At 60.8% G+C, this 19,320-nt stretch carries 16 protein-coding genes; 7 read left to right on the top strand and 9 right to left on the bottom strand.

Annotated features, from left to right (window positions below; all coding sequences use genetic code 11):
- The first annotated feature begins 124 nt into the window (after positions 1-124).
- Together PAN31117_RS02765 and PAN31117_RS02760 are read left to right on the top strand one after the other, a co-directional pair.
- Positions 125-940, top strand: coding sequence for an ABC transporter permease subunit (locus tag PAN31117_RS02765; RefSeq protein ID WP_150736931.1), 816 nt, complete (start codon positions 125-127; stop codon positions 938-940).
- 199 nt (positions 941-1,139) lie between these two features.
- Positions 1,140-2,543, top strand: coding sequence for an amino acid permease (locus PAN31117_RS02760; RefSeq protein WP_150736821.1), 1,404 nt, complete (start codon positions 1,140-1,142; stop codon positions 2,541-2,543).
- Positions 2,544-2,615: 72 nt separating this feature from the next.
- Here PAN31117_RS02760 and PAN31117_RS02755 read toward each other — a convergent pair whose 3' ends face one another.
- The 9 genes from PAN31117_RS02755 to PAN31117_RS02715 all read right to left on the bottom strand — a co-directional run bounded on the left by PAN31117_RS02755 (position 2,616) and on the right by PAN31117_RS02715 (position 14,116).
- On the bottom strand, positions 2,616-3,938 hold the full coding sequence (locus tag PAN31117_RS02755) for a hypothetical protein (protein ID WP_150736820.1): 1,323 nt from the start codon (positions 3,936-3,938) through the stop codon (positions 2,616-2,618).
- Positions 3,939-4,010: 72 nt separating this feature from the next.
- Positions 4,011-5,240 carry a hypothetical protein gene (locus PAN31117_RS02750; RefSeq protein WP_150736819.1) on the bottom strand — a complete coding sequence of 410 codons (1,230 nt, stop codon included), beginning with the start codon at positions 5,238-5,240 and terminating at the stop codon, positions 4,011-4,013.
- A 223-nt stretch (positions 5,241-5,463) separates the two neighbouring features.
- Positions 5,464-6,750, bottom strand: a complete 1,287-nt coding sequence (locus tag PAN31117_RS02745; RefSeq protein WP_150736818.1) for a hypothetical protein — start codon at positions 6,748-6,750, stop codon at positions 5,464-5,466.
- Positions 6,751-6,963: 213 nt separating this feature from the next.
- Positions 6,964-8,130, bottom strand: coding sequence for a hypothetical protein (locus PAN31117_RS02740; protein ID WP_150736817.1), 1,167 nt, complete (start codon positions 8,128-8,130; stop codon positions 6,964-6,966).
- Between the two features lie 119 nt (positions 8,131-8,249).
- The gene (locus tag PAN31117_RS02735; protein ID WP_150736816.1) at positions 8,250-9,470 is read right to left on the bottom strand and encodes a hypothetical protein; all 1,221 of its coding nucleotides are present in this window, start codon (positions 9,468-9,470) and stop codon (positions 8,250-8,252) included.
- A gap of 147 nt (positions 9,471-9,617) precedes the next feature.
- Positions 9,618-10,616, bottom strand: a complete 999-nt coding sequence (locus tag PAN31117_RS02730; protein WP_246188874.1) for a CobW family GTP-binding protein — start codon at positions 10,614-10,616, stop codon at positions 9,618-9,620.
- Entirely contained in the window at positions 10,613-12,208 is a 1,596-nt protein-coding gene (locus PAN31117_RS02725) for an amidohydrolase (RefSeq protein ID WP_246188891.1), read from the bottom strand. The genes PAN31117_RS02730 and PAN31117_RS02725 overlap by 4 nt, the downstream gene beginning before the upstream one ends.
- A 110-nt stretch (positions 12,209-12,318) precedes the next feature.
- Positions 12,319-13,740, bottom strand: coding sequence for a sodium:solute symporter family protein (locus PAN31117_RS02720; protein WP_150736814.1), 1,422 nt, complete (start codon positions 13,738-13,740; stop codon positions 12,319-12,321).
- Between the two features lie 175 nt (positions 13,741-13,915).
- Positions 13,916-14,116 (bottom strand): DUF3311 domain-containing protein, encoded by a 201-nt coding sequence (locus PAN31117_RS02715; protein WP_039395941.1) that lies wholly within the window; start codon positions 14,114-14,116, stop codon positions 13,916-13,918.
- 242 nt (positions 14,117-14,358) lie between these two features.
- Here PAN31117_RS02715 and PAN31117_RS02710 point away from each other — a divergent pair, with 242 nt between their 5' ends.
- From PAN31117_RS02710 to xsc, 5 genes are all read left to right on the top strand, one after another.
- Positions 14,359-14,760, top strand: a complete 402-nt coding sequence (locus PAN31117_RS02710) for a type II toxin-antitoxin system RelE/ParE family toxin (RefSeq protein WP_150736813.1) — start codon at positions 14,359-14,361, stop codon at positions 14,758-14,760.
- 161 nt (positions 14,761-14,921) lie between these two features.
- Complete coding sequence (locus PAN31117_RS27400; protein ID WP_246188890.1) at positions 14,922-15,182, top strand: helix-turn-helix domain-containing protein; 261 nt, start codon at positions 14,922-14,924, stop codon at positions 15,180-15,182.
- Between the two features lie 178 nt (positions 15,183-15,360).
- Positions 15,361-16,791 carry an NAD(P)/FAD-dependent oxidoreductase gene (locus tag PAN31117_RS02700; protein WP_174990775.1) on the top strand — a complete coding sequence of 477 codons (1,431 nt, stop codon included), beginning with the start codon at positions 15,361-15,363 and terminating at the stop codon, positions 16,789-16,791.
- A gap of 41 nt (positions 16,792-16,832) precedes the next feature.
- Positions 16,833-17,222 carry a nuclear transport factor 2 family protein gene (locus PAN31117_RS02695; RefSeq protein ID WP_039395939.1) on the top strand — a complete coding sequence of 130 codons (390 nt, stop codon included), beginning with the start codon at positions 16,833-16,835 and terminating at the stop codon, positions 17,220-17,222.
- A gap of 234 nt (positions 17,223-17,456) precedes the next feature.
- On the top strand, positions 17,457-19,289 hold the full coding sequence (gene xsc / locus PAN31117_RS02690) for a sulfoacetaldehyde acetyltransferase (RefSeq protein WP_174990773.1): 1,833 nt from the start codon (positions 17,457-17,459) through the stop codon (positions 19,287-19,289).
- Positions 19,290-19,320 lie beyond the last annotated feature (31 nt).

Raw genomic sequence — 19,320 nt, 5'->3', positions numbered from 1 at the left:
CATGATGACCAAACCCGTCACTACCCCGCAGGCACCGTCCGCCACGAATGGCAGCGGCATGCAGCGTCCGTCCTCCCCCCTTAACACGCCGCGTGCACCGCGCCGCAAGGGGTTCTTCGCCCGCATGTTCGCCCCGCGTCCCGTGAAGGCCGGTGAATCGTTCGGCGCACCCGGTCAGGGGCCGAGCCTGGCGATCAGCGTCGTGACTGTGTGCGCGCTACTGGCGATCTGGGTCGCCATTACGTCGTCGGGAATGATCAAGCCGCTGTTCCTGCCGGGACCGCGCGCCATCGTCGAGAAATTCATTCAGGTATCGACCGAGGGCTTTGCAGGCTCGACGCTGTGGCAACACACGCTCGCCAGTCTGTATCGCGTGTTCGGCGCATTTGCGCTCGCATGTGTGACGGCGATTCCCGTCGGCATTCTGATGGGCGTCTCACGCATCGGACGTGGCGTGTTCGACCCGCCCATCGAGTTCTATCGCCCTCTGCCGCCACTGGCCTATCTGCCGCTTGTGATCATCTGGTTCGGCATCGGCGAGTTCTCGAAAGTATTCCTGATTTATCTGGCCATCTTCGCGCCGCTGGCGATTGCAGCACGGGCGGGCGTTCGTTCCGTCTCGATGGAGCAGATTCACGCGGCGTATTCGATGGGCGCGTCGCCGCGCCAGATCGTGATGCACGTGATCGTGAAGTCGGCACTGCCGGAAATCTTCACCGGCATGCGCATCGGTATCGGTGTGGGCTGGACCACGCTGGTGGCCGCCGAAATGGTGGCTGCATCGAGCGGTCTCGGTTTCATGGTGCTCAACGCGGCGGAATTCCTCGCGTCGGACATCGTGATCATGGGGATCATCGTGATCGGCTTCTTCGCCTTCGGGTTCGATCTCATCATGCGCTATCTCGAGCGCGTACTCGTGCCCTGGAAAGGCAAGGTCTGACCGGGCAGAAGCGGTTTTCGTTGGTCATCACAAAAAGACGCAGGGCGGCGCGCCCCCCAGTACCTACCGCGCCGCACCTGACGTCAGACAAGGTGTTAAGGAGGTTGTGTGGCAGTTGAGACATTCATCGGCAGTTCCCCCCTCGTTGCAGTCCTCGCAGTGATTCCCCGCTTCGCGCACCCGCTCACAGGAGGTCGTCATGGCCAATCGTGATACCGGAACGCATCTGCAATCGAGCCTCAAGCAACGTCACATGAGCATGATCGCGCTGGGCGGCGTGATCGGTGCCGGTCTGTTTGTCGGCAGCGGCGTGGTCGTCCACGCGGCAGGCCCCGCAGCGGTGCTGTCGTTTCTGATCACCGGCGCGCTGGTGGTGCTGGTCATGCGTATGCTCGGCGAAATGGCGTGCGCGATGCCCGCTGTGGGATCGTTCTACGAATACGCACGGCTGGCATGGAACGACAAGCCGGTCGGCGGTGAGCTGGCCGGTTTTCTGACGGGTTGGATGTATTGGTACTTCTGGGTGATCGTGGTCGCCGTCGAGGCTGTGGCCGGTGCGAACCTGATCCAGTTCTGGTTGCCGGACATTCCCGCATGGGCCATCAGCCTCGTGCTGCTCGTGGTGCTCACGCTGACGAATCTGGTGTCGGTCGCGTCGTACGGCGAATTCGAATTCTGGTTTGCATCGATCAAGGTCGCGGCGATTGTGGTGTTCCTGTTCCTCGGCGGGCTATTCGTGTTCGGCATGTGGCCGGGCGCAGTGGCCAGCACCGGACATCTGCTCTCGCATGGCGGCTTCATGCCGAATGGCATCGGTCCGGTGATGTCGGGGGCGGTAGCGGCCACAGGGTTCTACTTCGGTGCCGAGATCGTGACGATTGCCGCCGCCGAAGCCGCCGAGCCGCAGCAGGCGGTGGCACGTGCCACAAACTCGGTCATCGGCCGCGTGCTGTTCTTCTATATCGGCTCGATCCTGCTGGTTGTGATGCTCGTGCCCTGGAATTCGGCTGGCATGGCAACGCCGTATGTGAGCGCGCTCGAAGCGATGCGTATCCCGGCAGCCGCGCACATCATGAATGCGGTAGTGCTGACGGCCGTGCTGTCGGCGTTGAATTCTGGGCTCTACGCGTCCTCGCGCATGCTCTTTGCGCTGACGCGTCGTGGCGACGCGCCGCGCTCACTCGCCAAGTTGAATTCACGTGGCGTGCCGGTGCGGGCGATTCTCGTCGGCACACTGTTCGGCTACGCGGCGGTGGTGATGTCGTACGTTTCGCCGGATACCGTGTTCGCGTTCCTCGTGAACTCGTACGGCACCGTGGCGATCTTCGTGTACGTGCTGATCGCGTTCTCGCAGTTGAAGCTGCGAAAGCGGCTCGAACGTGAAGCACCGGCCCGGCTCAAGATTCGCATGTGGGGATTTCCGTACCTCACGTGGGTCGCGATCATCGGCATGATGTCGATTGTCGGCGCGATGGCTTTCATCCCGGACCAACGCACGCCCCTCGCACTTGGTGTCGTGAGTCTGACGGTGCTGCTGGTCGCCTTCACGGTGCGCTCGATCTGGCGCAAACTGCGATCCTCGGATCCGGAGTTCGATCTCTGATCCTGCTTCGCGAAATGGACGGTAACGACTCGCTGCCGTCCGCTCACCACCTACCTCAGCGATTCGACGGCACTACTGCGTCGGTCCGCGCTTCGTCGGGTTCAAGAGTGCCAGATCATCCTCCACCGATTTCAACATCCGCATGTCCATCGGACGCATCGTGGACTCGTACACGCTAAAAGTGGAATCATTGGCGCCGTATTGTTCTAGAAGATCGATTGGTGCTACTTGCCTCGCGGCCCGATTCCGCCAGTGCGTCGCGCTACGCTGATCGCCGGATTCGTCCGATATTTTCGCCATTTCGGTGCCAACGGCACGCGCCTCCGGAGCGTCCCCGATCATCCAGTCGATCGTAAAGAGTCTCTCCCCTGCGTACGCCGTCAACGCCTTATCTCCTGCTGCTTTTGCCGACTCAAATCCAAGCTGCAAAAGTTGACGGAGATACCGTTTCTCGTTTCGCGCCGCGCGCTTGCGGTACAGCTCGAGAAACAGGACGCTGGCTTCCCGATATGCGGTCCTGGCACCTGCCTCGTCCCTCGTCAACGCAAGATGGGCGGCAAAATCCCGCCACACAAACGCCTCGTTAGCAGACACGTCACCAACGCCGAAACATGCGGCGCTGGAAATCAACAGAGGCATCCGCCGCAACACCCGATGACCCTCTTGCATCGACACCCATTCGCCCAGCGCGCGATAGGCACTTCCTATATCGTTGATGTCCGGCGGCGTCACCTTGAAATCGCCAGATAGGACGCCGTCTGTCGCCTGACGTAGCAGTGTCGCCCAGGCGAGTACGACATCCAGCCCGTCGGCGCCGTTGTCGCACAGATTGTGCCCATCGACGAAGCGGCTCAACAACGTTCGGCCCTCCTCATCGCGACGCAGCACCAGCTCGCCCGCCTCGGCAACACTCAACGCGCCGCTAAGCGTCTCGAAGCAACTCAGGCCCAATGGCATACGTAGTTCGCTACCGGGCAACGCAACCACAATCCGAGCGTCGTCACTCAGCATCGCACTTCCCAGCAGTTCCGCGCGGTGATCGCAGTCAAATTCGCACAACAGCGTCAATGCGTCTTGATCGACACGGTCGAGCAGTTGTCGGGCGAGCAAGAACCTGGCACCGCCCCTGGAGGCTGCGATGTGGCACCGGGCGGCCCGGTGCAGCATCTGCGCTTTCTCCGAATTGCCGAGGCAACTGCCGCCCAATATGCCCAGACGCCCTGTACGCGTGAATCCGCTCAGAAAATCCTCGAATATCCGATCCGCCGGGATCGTCGTCGCGCTAATCTGCTCGTCGAAGCGCTTGAGGACATCCAGTCGACGATCGGTGAGGTGGAGTTCAGGGGGCGTGCACAACAACGGATTCGCGCCGGAAACGGGAGGTACTGGCGGCATGTCGGCCTCGTAGATTGGATGGAAGGTCGGTTTCGCTTAAGCTGCTTTCTGGAACGTCGGCGGTCGCAACACTCACAGCGACTCCGGCGCGACTCCGGATTCGAATGGCGGCGTCGAAGTCGTTGCGCCGAGCACGCCGTCGTTCACTGGCAACCCTTGCGTTGCCAGTGCGTTCCATCGACGGAATCCCGCGCTGTCTCCCATACGACGCGCCGTATTCGCGACAACGGCGGCAACAGCACGCGCTTCCGATTGAAAATTGCTGCCGATATGACGCTCGTACAACGCCATTCCCGTGCGAATCGTTTGCGCCAAGTTGCCGGATTCTCGGTAGACATCGAATGCCATTTCCAGACATTCTTTGGCCTTTCCCTCCTGCGTTAGCGTGAGAAACAAATCGGCCGCGAGAGATAATTTGGCACCGGCACGGTTGAGGGCATCGATTTTCCACGATGTCTCGCCCGCCTCGTGGTGGTGCTTGGCAATGTCCCGCCAGACAAGTCCGCTCGCCTTGGGCTTATCGGCGGCATCAAACAGTTTGGCGCTGATGCGCAGGGCTGAGACCAACGGTATGCCGGCGTGGTTTGCCTGCGTGGCAGCGCCTCGCGCAACGGCCCGATAGGCAAGCGCCAACGCCTCAAACGTATCTCGGCCGCCAAACGATTCGATTGGCATTTGACCGCGACAGCGCTCAAGAAAGGAACTCCAGGCACGCAGCACACCCGAGTCGTAATACCCTGCATGCGATCGCTTCTGCTCCCTTGCGAAATTACCGATCAGCGTTCGGTCAGTGTCGTCGCGTTTCATCATCAATTGCCTGGATTCGGCTTCCGAGAGCGCGCCATCGCCGTCACCGAAGCAGTCGCTCTCCAACGGCATGCGCAATTCGTAGTCCGGGAAGGTCAGGACGATCAGGTCACGCGCGCCCAACGTGGCGCCTTTGAGCATCGTTTCTCTGGCGGCAGGTGTCAGCCCGCGCAATAGCTCCCATGCGTCCTGATTCACCTGTCGAAGCATATCCCTGCAGACCAGGAAATCGCGACCGGCGCTCGATGTCGCGACATGACAACGCGCCAGCCTGGATAGGACTTCGGACTTCTTTCCACCACTCGAAAAGCAGTCACGGATGATGTCGACCGGCCCCATGTGCGTGAAGTTGTTCAGGAATGCGAGAAACACCGAGTCCGGTGGGCGAGCATTCTCCGCGATCGTGCTATTGAACCGGCTCAGCTCACCCAGTCGTCGGTCGCTGAAATGATGACCGGGAAGCGACGCGATCGGCAGATTCGGGCCGTTGAGCAACGAATTCGGTGGAATTGTCATGGAGTCTCCAGAGACACGTATTGAATTCAGTCTGCGCGCGCCCTTCCTGACTCACTTTCAAGTATCGCCGTCCTCGCTGTGGGATATCTGACTGCTACCGGTTCGCGGGAAGTGACGGCATCCACCTCGTCACTGGATGGCCTTCTACCGGACCGATGCACGCCCCCTCTTGCGCAACGTGTCCCCCGAAGGCGCAGCTCGCTTAGTTCGACGGGTCATGGACAAACTTTTGGGCCCTCAATTTCCCGAGCCTTCTCGTCATTCCCTCCATTGTTAGGTCCCACATAAGTTGCGAACCCATTTCCACGGTCTCTACCCGTCGATTTTCCCACGCGACCTTAAAATCAGACTGGCTGATGTGTTCGACAAGCTTGGGGAGCGGCACGATTTCATCGTCCGCCCCAGTTGTTGGCCCCGGGGACATGCTGCTGGCACCTCCTAACTTGATTCTCCTCAGGTACCCGTTCATTGCTAAATCCTGGATGACGACGGCTTCCCCCAAGTACGCGCTCACTGCCATTTGCTGGTTGACGACGGCTTCGGCATATCGACCGCCTTCCCAAAGTGCAAGCGCATTTCTGGCGAACACGCTTGCCGCAAGTTTGATGGCGCCTACGGCCGCGTCGCATTCCAATTTGCGCACATGAGAAGTCGCGAGATCCAATAGGGCTGTGCCACAGGACCTATGATTCCGGGCAAGAAAATACGCTTCGGCACTATTGGTGAGCATCCGAACCATTGGAAATTCTTCGCCGCACCCCCGTGCGTCAGCACAGTCCGTCAGCTTCTTCAGGGTAGACGCCAGCGCTCCCAGCACCCCCCGCTCTTCACTGAATTCCGCAATCGGTTTGCGATCGATGAATTGATCGATCAGATCATTCCAGACATGACACGTCTCGGTATCCGGGATGTGTGCGTCAAGACCCTTGATCCTGGCGGGGAATATTTCCAACAGCCAGTGACACTGCCCCTCATGCTCCATGAGCAGTTGCCGTATCTCAGGCATCGTCAATGCACCCTCCCCGGTCCCTAGCGAGGTGCGTCCAAGAGGGATACGCAACTCGATATCCGGGAAGGGAAAGACAATCTGCCCGTGATCACCCACCCATGCGTCGGCAATCATCGCCGCTCTGGACTCGGCGGGCAACGCGCCAAACAGCGCTGCGGAATCCTCGTCAGCGAGATGAAGCTGGTTGCATTTCGCAAGAAATTCGCGGCCCCGACCAAACGAGGCCACGTGGCAGCGCGCTGCGGCGCGCAAAACCTTCTCCTTTTTTTCTTCGGACAGGCCGCGAAGCTCAGGTCCCAACAGTTCCGTGAAATCGAAGTTCCGCATGAAGTCGTCGATCACATGGTCCGCAGGACAGTTGTCATCGTCGAACCGACGAGTGAAGTCTTTCAGTTGATCGATGGCGCTATCGCGAAGACTTTCGTGCGAAGCGGCCGATACCGGGGGGTTATGACCGGGCGTTGCAGAAACATTTGGCATACAGGTCGTCTCATCGAAATCTCGGAACCACCAGTCTGCGTTGGAGCACCGGGCGCGCACTTTCAGATTTCACCACGCTCGCCATCATCGATTTCCTATCCCGTCGCGGCGATTCAATCCGAAGCTGGATCCGGATTCGGTTCTGAAGCTGGACCTCGCGTCGGAGAAAGACGCGCCCGAATTCGCGTCTTCGCCCTCCGGTACGATTGATGATCATGTTGGTGACGGCGGAACGCTCGATCGCATTGGCTGAGAACTACGCGCGGCCCACAACGCGTCGAATTCGGATTGAGGGATATTTTTACCGAGCATGAGAGGCGGCGGAGATCCTTCCCCCTCAGGCGGGGCAATGGCCCTCGCTTGACCGGTGGCCGCCGCAAACGCCGTTTCGGTCACATAGGCCGCGTATGCCAATTCTCGGAACACCTCTGCCTCGGCATATCGCCCGACGTTCCAGAGGTCGAGCGCAGCACCCGCACGGACATTTGCCGCAATCTTGTTCGCCCATGCCGCGTTGCAAAAATCGCTTCTTTGTTGGTGAAAATGCCCCATTTGGATCAAGCTTTCCGCACAGGATTTGGGATCGTCGGCATGAAAATACGCTATCGCACTATCGGTGAGCATGCGTAGTATTGGAAATTCGTCATGAAGCCCGCGCGCCGATACCCGACCCGCCAGTTCCCTCAGTGCAAATGCCAACACGCCCAGCATCGTCCGGTCATTGCTGAACTGTTCGATCGGCTTGCCGTCGATGCATCGCGCAATCAAGTCGTTCCAGACATGGCACGCCTCGTTGTCCGGGTACTCCGCATCGACACGCCCGAGTCCGGCAGAGAATTGCTCCAGCAGCGATTCCAATTGCCCTTCCTGATACATCAGCAGTTGGCCGACTTCGTACATCGTCAATGCGCCCTCTCCCGTACCTAACAGGGTACGCCCGAGGGGAATACGTAACCCGTTGCCGGGGAACGTAAAGACGATCTGCCCGTGATCACCGATAAGTGCGCTGGTGATCATGGCCTCTTTGATTGATGCGGGAAGCGCTCCGAACAGGTCCGCAGCATCCTGATCAACGTGGTGGAGCAGCCTCCGGCGCTCAAGGAAATCGCGGCCCGGGCCGAACGTCCCCACGTGACAACGCGCCGCAAGACACAATATTCGCTTCTTCTCTCCGTCGGACAGACAGCCAAGCACCATGTCCCGCAGTCCCATGTGCGCGAAATGACTCATGAAAGCGTCGATGGCGCTGTCCGAGGGCACGTCGCGATCGAACATACGGGTGAAGCCCGACAACCGATCGATTCGGCGCTCACTGAGACTTTGGCTCGGATATTTCGGGACCGGAAAGTTCGGGCTGGAGGTGGCAGAGATTTCTGGCATGAACGTCGTCTCGAAGGAGGCTTGGAGCCACCAAGTCTGCGCCCGAGCGTCAGACGTTCTCTTTCAGTATTCGCCGCGCCGGGGATCATCGCATTCCCATCTTCGGCGCAGCGAATCCGTCATGAAGGCGAGTGCGATCTTGAACGGTCGCTTAGGTTATCGTTATTGATTTCCGAGACATTTACAAGTTCGGTCGAGGACATTACGGGCGCTGTAATGCCGGAGACGTCCTGCGGCCTTGCCCGGCCATCGGGCGCGTCTGTTCCGTTCAGGGCGGCGTGCACCTGCGCGACGGTCGAGCCGGAAGCGCCGCCGTTCACCGCCGCATTCGCGCGATAAACCGCCGCCTTCTCATAGGCATCATGCGCTAGCACCATGCATTGATTCCCCTCGGCCGACTTCCTCTCCGCCATCAATAGTTCGGCTGCCTGCGTGAACCTTCCCCCGGCATGCGTGTACGCGCGGCTCGCGAGTTGTTCATCTCCGGCCTGCAGATGGTAGCCCGCGATATTGCTCCACCCTAATGCGACGTTCTTCCCATCCTGCGCGTGATCGAATGCCTCCAGGCTGTTGGCAAGCATCCGGAGAAGCGGAAGGTCGCTCGCGTTCGAACATTCGGATACCCGGCTTGCCAACGCTCGCAAGGCGAATCCGAGTGTTCTGAATTCGGTGGGATCTGCGCTGAATTCTCTGATCGGTTTGCCGCCAATGCAGCGCTCGATGCAGGCGTACCATGCCGCCCAGACGTCCATGTCGGAATACGGCGTACGGGTCCGGTCCATCTCACTGGAAAATCGCTCCAGAAGCGATGGCGTCCCCCCGTCGCGACCAAGAAGCAGTGCTCTGGCCTCGTCGTACGACAGCGCTCCCGGCTCAGTCCCGAAGCAAGAACGCCCCAGCGGAAGGTTCAGCGCAACTTCAGGAAATGACAGAACGATCTGGAAACGAGGGCCAATCCGCGCGCTCCGCAGCATGTGGTCCCGGGCATCGGACTGCAGCGCATCGAGCAACTTTTGGGAGGCATCGGTGGCGTGGTCCAACATTTGATCTCGCACCAGAAAATCCCGTCCGGCGCCATACGACGACACGTGACATTGCGCGGCCCAGATCAGAATGTCTGCCTTGTCCCCGCCGGTGAAGCAATTGCGTAGGGTATCGATCGGTCCAAGATTCGAGAACCGCGCCAGGAAGCCCCGAAACTCGACGTCATCGGGACAATTACGTCCTTCCAGACGGCGGTTGAAGTTGTCGAGCAACGCCATCCGTCGCTCGCTAAGATTGGATTCCGGGTAGCGCCGTACGGGGAAGTTGCCGCCGATGAGGCATGAGGTCGAATTCATGAATGTCGGGTAGACCGAGTGGGAAGACTATCAGTCTGCGTCCGAACGCACGATGCCACCTTTCACTTTTCGCCGTAGCGGCACCGTCTGCCTTCTACCACGGATCCGGTAAGCACAGATCCGCAGCACATCCTTCGACAAGCCCGGCTAGGTCAAACAGGGCAACGATTCCAGGCGCGTCGATTGCAACGCACCTTTGAATTGCAAGATTTCTTCGTCCGACAACACGCCGATGAAAACCATCGACGACGGCTGCACAGGCAGCTCCGGGCGCGCTCTGAATGTCACCCGTGACCCCACGACATGCATCTCGCTCATGCCCCCAGTCGAAGACACGACAAACCCCTTCGCTCGCAACAGCTTGCCCCGAAACATCAGCAGTGCCGCCCGCAATCGATTGCGATCCAACGCGCCGTCCATCGTCCAGACGAAGCTGCGCAGACCACTCGGCAACGTGTGACCCGACGCGCGCAGCGGCCTCGGGCTTAGCAAGCCGGGCAGTGCAAGCGCTTCGTCGGGAAACAGAATCGCCGGTGGCACCACGCCGTTATCCGCCGTCACGACGATCTGCGTCGCACCGAGTTCGGTCAGCCGTTGCCGCACCGCCCGCAACGCGTGGGGCGTGACGAGATCCGTCTTCGTCATCACGAGCGTGCTCGCCGCCATGATCTGCTTGTGGGCGATGTCGCCGACGTAGCGGTCGGCGAGTGTTTCCTCGATGCCGCACGCGTCAACCGCGACCACAATGCCGTGTAATCGAAACGCTTTGTCCAGCAGCCCTACCTGCGCGATGCGCATGGGATCGGACACCCCGCTCGCTTCGATCACAAGCAGGTCCGGGCGCTGTGCCCGCTCACCGATGGCGATGAGCGTCTCCACAAGACGCCCACCGATGGTGCAGCACACGCAACCGTTTTCCAATCCGATCACGTCGTCGCTACGCTCCCGGATGAGCGATGCATCGACGTTGACCGAGCCGAAGTCGTTCACCAGCACCGTCACGCGCAAGCCATCCGCATTGCGCAGCAACGCGTTGACGAGGGTCGTTTTTCCTGCGCCGAGATAGCCACCGAGAACGATCATCGGCACCGGTTGCCGTGCGACTTCGGCCTGTACTCGTGCGTCGGGCGGCTGGACGGTCATCATGTCGGCGCGCGGAAGATATCCCCGCCAAGGACGGTGCCCCACACCGGCATCTGACGCAATTCGTCTACCGGCACTTCGTAAGGATCGGCGTCTAGCACCGCAAAGTCCGCGTACTTGCCGACTTCGACGCTGCCGATCAGATGATCCATCCCCAGCGAGAATGCTGCGCCCAGCGTGATGGCACGCAAGGCGTCGTCAACCGGCAAGCGCAACGACTCGCCGAGGACACGGCCCGACGACGTCTCGCGTTTGATGGCGCACCACGCGGTGAACAGCGGATTGAGTTGTGTGATCGGCGCGTCGGAGTGCAGCGCAAACGGCAAGCCGATCCGACGCGCGATCTCAGCCGCATCCATGCGATTGGCGCGATCCGGCCCCATCGTCTGCGTGTAGTGCGCGTCGCCCCAGTAGTAGACGTGATTCGCGAAGAAATTCACGCACATGCCGAGACGCAGCGCGCGTGTGAGTTGTGCGACGTCGGCCATCTGGCAGTGCTGCAACGTGTGACGATGGTCGGTACGCGGATGCACTTCGAGCAGTTTCTCAATGGCATCGAGCACCACTTCCGTGGCTTCGTCGCCATTCGTATGAATGTGCATTTGCAGCCCGGCTGCGTGGAACGGCAGGAATGTCTCAACGAGTTGCGACGGCGCGATCAGCCACAGTCCGTTAGGCTTGCCGTTGTGATAGCCCGGCCAGCGCAGACGTGCCGTGAACCCCTGAATCGACCCGTCGACGATGAATTTCACCGGTCCGTAATGCAGCTTGTCCGTGTTGCCTTCGCGCGCATCGAGCACGCGTTGCGGCCCGCCCTCAGGGCATCGTTGCGGTGCGAAGGCGGGCACGATGCGAATCGGATACTTCGCATCGGCCGTCGCATCATGAAGATTCGCGTTGCCGGTCGGCGTCAGGTCGTTGACGAGATCGGTCGCCGTGGTCACGCCCGCGAGTTGCGCGACACGACCGAAATTCCAGATCGCGCGCGGACTCTCGCTCGCCGCGATCGACAGCCCCTCGCCGATGACGCGATACACCGGAAACATCGCCGCGAACTCCTGCAACTCGCCGGTCGGTTCGCCGTCTTCACCGAGGACGATGCCGTCAACGTCGGCGTCGCCATCGATGCCCGCGAGTTCGAGCATCGGCGTGTTCACGTTCATCAAATGGACGCTGGCATGCAGGATCGCGATGGGGCGCGTCATCGACACCGCATCGATATCGCGCGCAACCAGCGGCGCGTCTTCGAAGAAGATCGGGTCGTATCCCCAGGCGAGCAACGGCTTGTGGTCGTCCGTCATGCGTTGCTCGGCGTCGCGCAGGCGAGCCAGTACGTCGGACGGCGTCTTCAATCCTTCCCACAGATGACCGTCGGGGCCGCGCCGGTCGTAATAACCGACATAGACGGCGTCCCACATCGCGCCTTCCATCAGGTGGCAATGCCCCTCGACCAGACCGGGCATGAGCACTTTGTCGCGCAACGTGTCGATGGGCGCAGCATCCGTCCAGCGGCGCATGTCGTCGGCGCCGCCGACGGCGAGAATCCGGCCATCGCACACCGCAACGTGTGTGGCCACAGGCTGCGCCGGATTCATCGTCACGATCTTGCGGGCGACGTACACGCGAATGTCGTCACGGCTGGCGGTGGTGCTGTCCTGGTTGCTGGCTTTGCTGCTGTCTGTGCTGCTGTCTCTGTCTGTCATCTTCACTTCTTGTAGGGGGAAAGCGTGCCGACACCTGCGTCCATCGAACGTGCGGCGCGATGGCCGCCGAGGAGCAGGTTGAGCACCGACATCACCACGACGTTGACGACCAGGCAAATCAGCCCGAGGTTGACCCCGCCGAGGTCCGGATTCTTGAAGTAGAGCACGAGCGCGAGGCCCTGCCCTGCCAGCACGCCGGCGGCGACGGCCGTGGCACGCACGCGCATGCGGAACACCACGGCGATCACGCCCGGCAGGAACTGCGTCACGCCGTAATACGCCATGTTGATGAGCGTAAGCATGAGGTTCGGCGTGAGCAACGTCAGCACGATGGAGCCCAGCAGATAGAGCACGATCACCACCTTCGAGCTGGCCTTCTGACGATGCTCAGGCATGCCCGAGAGGATGTTGCGCGTGACGATGGGGCCGAGCGCAAGGCAGATGCCTGCGAGAACGAGCAATCCCGAGAGCGCCGCTCCTGCCGCCACGAGGCCGACGAGCCACGACGGCAGCAATTGCGTCACGGCGGCGAAGAATGCTTCGTTGGGCGAGGCGAGCTGGATGTTCTGGCTGATCGCGTAGTACGACGCCAGCACCAGGAACGGGTACATCAGCATGTACAGCGGCATGGCGACCTGCGTGCGCCGGATCGTGGACGCGCTCTTCGCCGTGAAGAAGTTCTGCACGCCAAAGGGCATCACGTACATGCCGAGCGACTGGAACACGATGGTCGTCATCGCGAAGGTGAGTTGCTGCGTGCTCATCGCATTGCTCACGTGCTGGCTCGCGGCCTGAAACACGGGCGTCACGCCGGACTCCCACGCCACCGCGACACCGGTGATCACGATAGCGGCGACCATCAGCACGTCTTTGAGCACCGCGATGTAGGCGGACGCCCGTACCCCGGCAATCGCGATGTAGACGAACGCCAGCAACGCGGAGAAGCTGATGAGCCACAGCGGCTGGAAATTCCATCCCAGTCCCTTGAGCGCCGCCACCAGCCCGGTGAACTGCAACTGCCCCCAAGGCAGCAGAAAGACGATGGCCGTGATCGCGACCACCAGTTCGAGAAAGCGATTCTGGAAGTGACCCTTGAACAGGTCCGGCAGCGTGATCGCGTTGTAGCGCTTCCCGGCGTCCCAGATCTTCGGGCCGAGGAAGTAACCGACGGGATAGGCCAGCAGAATGTAGCCGAGGAACCACACGCCGTAGGTCGGCCCCTTGGCGTAGATGCCGCCGGGAAAGCCGACCATCGTGCCGATGCTGTAGATCTCACCGGCGGCGAGGAAGAATACGAGCCACGCGCCGAACTGGCGCGATGCGACGAAGAAGTCGTGCATGCTCTGCGGGCCGCGTCCGCCGCGCGCTCGCAACGCAAGATAGACCGATAACAGAATGAAGCCGGCAAAGATGAGGGTTGCCATCGACGCAATCTCCGGAATTCGGAACGTAATTCGGCACGTACGCGGGATCGGGGTGCCGTGGGCGCTGGCTCGGGTGAGCGCAGCACCGATTCAATGCGCGCAAAAACGCGCCTGAGGCGAAGTTGCTAAGGAAGGACGTTGGATGCGCGCGTGGCGTGGCTCGCGGCGCATCGCATCACGCGGGGTCCTCGACGATATGGCGGTCGAAGAGCGTCCAGCACAGCCACAGGCACACGGACGTGAGCACGAACCACAGGAAGATCCAGCCGTAGATAAACGGCACACCGAGCACATAGCGCTCGACGGAAGCTGCCCAGGGCAGCAGTCCTACAACCCCGAGATACGGCAACCCGAGGCCAATCAGCAATCTGAGCATGTCCCATCTCCATTGCGCACGGCACATGGCAATGTGCCGTTACGGTCGCGCGGCGCGGACCTTTTGTCGGATTCAGTATCCCCAGCCAAAAATCGCGCCGTTTAGAGCCACATGCCAGAAAAGTTTGGTGCCAGTGAGGCGTGATGCGCGATGCGCCCCATATATCCGCAACTTGGTGCCAGCTTACAATCTATAGCACTCAGTGCTACAGTTTTCGACCATAATGCACACATGAAATCCACATGCCTTTAGGAAGGAAGGGAGTAAGCGAAAGCTGTCAGAGGAGAGTGCGGGTCTTCAAAACCCGAAGGTTTTCAAGCGATGCCCGGACTGCCGAAATATCCAACGACGAGTTGTACCGTGTGGCGATGAGGTGGGCCAGCGAAGGGGTTTGCGGTAATGCGCTGGGCGCTGGTGTCGTCAAGGCGCGACTACGCAATGGCGATTTCCGAGCGCTCCTCGTCGAGAAGGAAGAGGTATGGATCATCTTTGCATATCTGTTTGATAAGCAAGATGAAAAGAACGTCGGGCCGAAAGCGCTGAAGGGCTTCAAGAAGCTGGCCAAAGACCTCAAGAGTTTGCCGAGAAAGGCATTTGAAGCGATGTTGCAGACGGGCGCCTTAGTGGAGATTTGCGGAAAATGACCAAACCAGTTGTGGAATCCAAAGCTGCGGCAAAACCCGGCCGGAAGGCCGCCGTCAAGACGACCGATGCCGCGTCCCGAACACGCGTTGCGAGAGTACGAAACAGGTCTTCCGTCAATGAGTCCGACGCGCTGACGACTATCCACGAGATTGCGAAAGACATGCACGCCGCTGGGGGCATCAGCAAACGGACGATGCGCGAATATGACGAATTGTGCGTTCCCGCCGTTCCCAAATACACAAAGACCGCGATCATCAGGATTCGCAAGGGCGTTCATGTGAGTCAGGGCGTTCTCGCGGCATATCTCAACACCAGTGCGTCGACGGTTCAAAAGTGGGAGGCGGGCACAAAGAAGCCCAGTGGTGCCGCAGCAAAACTGCTTCAAGTCATCGAAAAACACGGACTGGCTGTGCTGGCGTAATCACTTCACTACGCTGGCGCCACGTCCACGAAAAATGTGGAGCCAGTCAGGGACTTCCCTGACGAAGTCCAAGCCGCAGCGGTGCGGCGATGCGCTGGCACCATCACAAGTCTCCGGTGGTACTAATCCCACGAAATTGTTCTTGGCAGTATTGGCTCATTCTCTTCAGGAGCCAAACGTGGGTACGATTGAATCCTTCGCGCTGGATCGTCGCTCCGCAGCGCCATACGATCCGCTTTACGATCCGCTCGTCTCGTCCAACCCCGGGCTGGGCATGGACTATGCGCCGACCTATTGGGTTGCCACCGCCGGCGAGCCGCCGGAAGACGACGGCCCGCTCGCAGGCGATGCCGATGTCGACGTGGTCATCGTCGGCGCCGGCTTCACCGGCCTGTCCACCGCCCTGTTCCTTGCTCGCGAACACGGCATCCGGGCCACCGTGCTCGAAGCGAACCAGACGTGCTGGGGTTGCACCAGCCGTAACGGCGGTCAGGGTCAGAACGCCAGCGGACGTCTCTATCGCTCGCAATGGATCGATCGCTGGGGTAAGGACACCGCGCTGCGTCTGGACGCCGAAATCCGCGAAGGCTTCAACACGTTCAAATCGCTCATCGCCGAAGTGCCCGAGTGCGACCCGCAACCGGGCGGCCATCTCTACATCGCCCACCGCGATCGCAAGATGGATTTCCTGCGCAACGAAGCCAAAGTCATGCGCGATGTCTTCGGCTACGACACACGCATCCTCTCGCGCGACGAAGTCCGCGAACAATACGTCGACGACCAGGAAAACTGCGGCGCACTGCACGAACCCGACGGTATCGGCGTGCACCCGCTCAAACTCGCCTTCGGTTATCTGCGCATGGCGCGTGCGCTCGGCGCGCGCGTGCATCCGTCGACACCGGTACTGGGCGTGGAGACGATCAACGGCGTGCATCACGTGCGCACGCCGCGCGGTGTCGTGCGTGCCAAGGCCGTCGCCTTTGCCACCGGCGGCTACACACGTAACGACGTCACGAAAGCGCTGCGCTCGAAGATCATGCCGATCCTGTCGAACTCGCTCGTCACGCGCGTACTCACACCGGACGAGATCGCCGCGACGAACTTCCGCACGCACGAAGTCATCACCGATACGCGCACGCTGCGCTATTACTACCGTCTGCTGCCCGATAACCGGTTGCAGATCGGCAGCCGCAGTTCGATCACCGGGGCCGATGCGCAAAATCCGAAACATATGGCCGTGCTGGTCGAAGGCCTGCATCGCAAATTCCCCGCACTCAAGGGCATTCAGATCGACTACTCGTGGTGGGGCTGGGTGGACGTGAGTCACGACATGATGCCGCGCGTCACGCAACCCGATCCACGTCAGAACCTGTTCTATGCCGTGGGCTACGGCGGCAATGGTGTGTCGTTCTCCGCGCACGCCGGACGCCGCCTCGCCCAACGCATTGCCGGGCAGCGCGACCCGTCATGGGATCTGCCGATCTACGACTCCGCGCTGCAATACCCGAATGTGTTCGGCACGGTGCAATGGCAAGGCTTCGCGCCATTCCGCCGCATCGGCCAGCGCTTTCTCTATCAGCGATATCACGCGCAGGACGAAGCCCGCTGATCCCGCTTGTATCGCTTACCTCTCGAATTTTGGAATCTGCAATGACGACTCAGAACGACACCGCCGCCATCCAGTTACTCACCACGTTCAACGACGCCTGGAACCGCCACGACATCGATGCACTCATGGCCTGCATGACTGACACGTGCGTGTTCCATGCCGTCGCGGGCCCCGACATGCTCGGGCGCACCTTCGAAGGCCGTGAAGCCGTGCGCGCCGCGTTTCAGTCCGCGTGGGAAAACTTCCCCGACGCGTCGTGGACCGAGGGCGTGCACTTCGTGGACGGCGATCGCGCCGTATCGGAATCGACGTTCCGAGGCACGAAGGCGGATGGCTCGCGCGTCGAAGCGCGCATGGTCGACGTGTTCACCCTGCGCGACGGCAAGATCGAAGTGAAAAATGCGTTCCGCAAGGACCGCCCGGCGTTCTGATCACGCCCTGAAGAATGCCCGGATTGCCCGCCCCGCCTGACGGGGCGTTTTTTTCTGAACGACAGCGACAGGTCACCTTCGTCACTCGACATACGCTTAATTTTCATTTTTCAATACAAAACGTACCAAATAATAAAAATACCAATTGACGACGGCGGTTTGATCCCCTAGATTTCGAAACAAGCAACTAAATCGGAATTATTTGTTCCGTTTATTTTTCACTGGAGACACCCCATGAACGCCAAAGATCCGGCTACGGCCACCCAGCAACTGACGGCTTCAGACGCCGGTCCGCAAACGATGACGCCCTCGGAAGCGTTCGTCGAAACGATGGTCGCCAATGGCGTGAGCGAGATGTTCGGCATCATGGGCTCGGCCTTCATGGACGCGATGGACATCTTCGCGCCCGCCGGTATCCGTCTGATTCCGGTGGTGCACGAGCAAGGCGCTGGCCACATGGCTGACGGTTACGCTCGCGTGTCGGGCCGTCACGGTGTCGTGATCGGCCAGAACGGCCCCGGTATCAGCAACTGTGTAACGGCCATTGCCGCCGCTTACTGGGCACACAGCCCGGTCGTGATCGTCACGCCCGAAGCGGGCACGATGGGTATCGGCCTCGGCGGTTTCCAGGAAGCAAAGCAACTGCCGATGTTCCAGGAATTCACGAAGTACCAGGGTCATGTAACGCACCCGGCGCGTATGGCCGAATTCACCGGCCGCTGCTTCGACCGCGCCATGGCCGAAATGGGCCCGACGCAACTCAACATCCCGCGCGACTACTTCTACGGCCAGATCAAGGCCGAGATTCCGCGTCCGCAACGTCTCGATCGCGGTGCTGGCGGCGACGAGCGTCTGAACGAAGCGGCCGAGCTGCTCGCGCAAGCCAAGTTCCCGGTCATCATCTCGGGCGGTGGTGTGGTCATGGCCGACGCCGTCGAAGAGTGCAAGGCACTGGCTGAGCGCCTCGGCGCGCCGGTCGTCAACAGCTACCTGCACAACGACTCGTTCCCGGCCAACCATCCGCTGTGGTGCGGCCCGCTCGGCTATCAGGGTTCGAAGGCTGCCATGAAGCTGCTCGCACAAGCCGACGTCGTCGTCGCGCTCGGCTCGCGACTCGGACCGTTCGGCACGCTGCCGCAGCACGGTCTGGACTACTGGCCAAAGAACGCCAAGATCATTCAGATCGATGCCGACCACAAGATGCTCGGCCTCGTGAAGAAGATTTCGGTGGGCATCTGCGGCGATGCGAAGGCGGCGGCCGTCGCCCTGTCGCAACGTCTCGCAGAGCGCACGCTCGCCTGCGACGCTACGCGCGCCGCCCGTGCCGACCAGATCGCTACGGAAAAGGCCGCCTGGGAGAAGGAACTCGACGACTGGACCCACGAGCGCGATCAGTACAGCCTCGACATGATCGAAGAGCAGAAGAACGAAAAGACGTTCAACGGCGGCGAGTATCTGCACCCGCGTCAGGTGCTGCGCGAACTCGAAAAGGCGATGCCGGAAGACGTCATGGTCTCGACCGACATCGGTAACATCAACTCGGTGGCCAACAGCTACCTGCGCTTTAACAAGCCGCGCAGCTTCTTCGCGGCCATGAGCTGGGGCAACTGCGGCTACGCCTTCCCGACGATCATCGGCGCGAAGGTGGCCGCACCGCACCGCCCGGCCGTGTCGTACGCCGGCGACGGCGCGTGGGGCATGAGCCTGATGGAAACGCTCACGTGCGTGCGTCACAACATTCCGGTCACGGCCGTGGTCTTCCACAACCGTCAATGGGGTGCCGAGAAAAAGAATCAGGTCGACTTCTACAACCGCCGTTTCGTCGCCGGTGAACTGGACAGCCCGAGCTTCGCCAACATCGCGCGGGCGATGGGCGCGGAAGGCATCGTGGTCGATCGTCTGGAAGACGTCGGCCCGGCGCTCAAGAAGGCCATCGACATGCAGATGAATCAAGGAAAGACGACCATCATCGAAATCATGTGCACACGCGAACTGGGAGATCCGTTCCGTCGCGACGCGCTCTCAAAGCCGGTGCGCATGCTCGACAAGTACAAGGACTACGTCTGACGCGGTAGCGGTTCTTCGTGTGACAGCGCTC

Origin of the sequence: Pandoraea anapnoica (assembly GCF_902459765.1) — a bacterium.
In the GTDB taxonomy this organism is placed as follows: domain Bacteria; phylum Pseudomonadota; class Gammaproteobacteria; order Burkholderiales; family Burkholderiaceae; genus Pandoraea; species Pandoraea anapnoica.
This window is presented reverse-complemented; position numbering and strand designations above follow the sequence as displayed.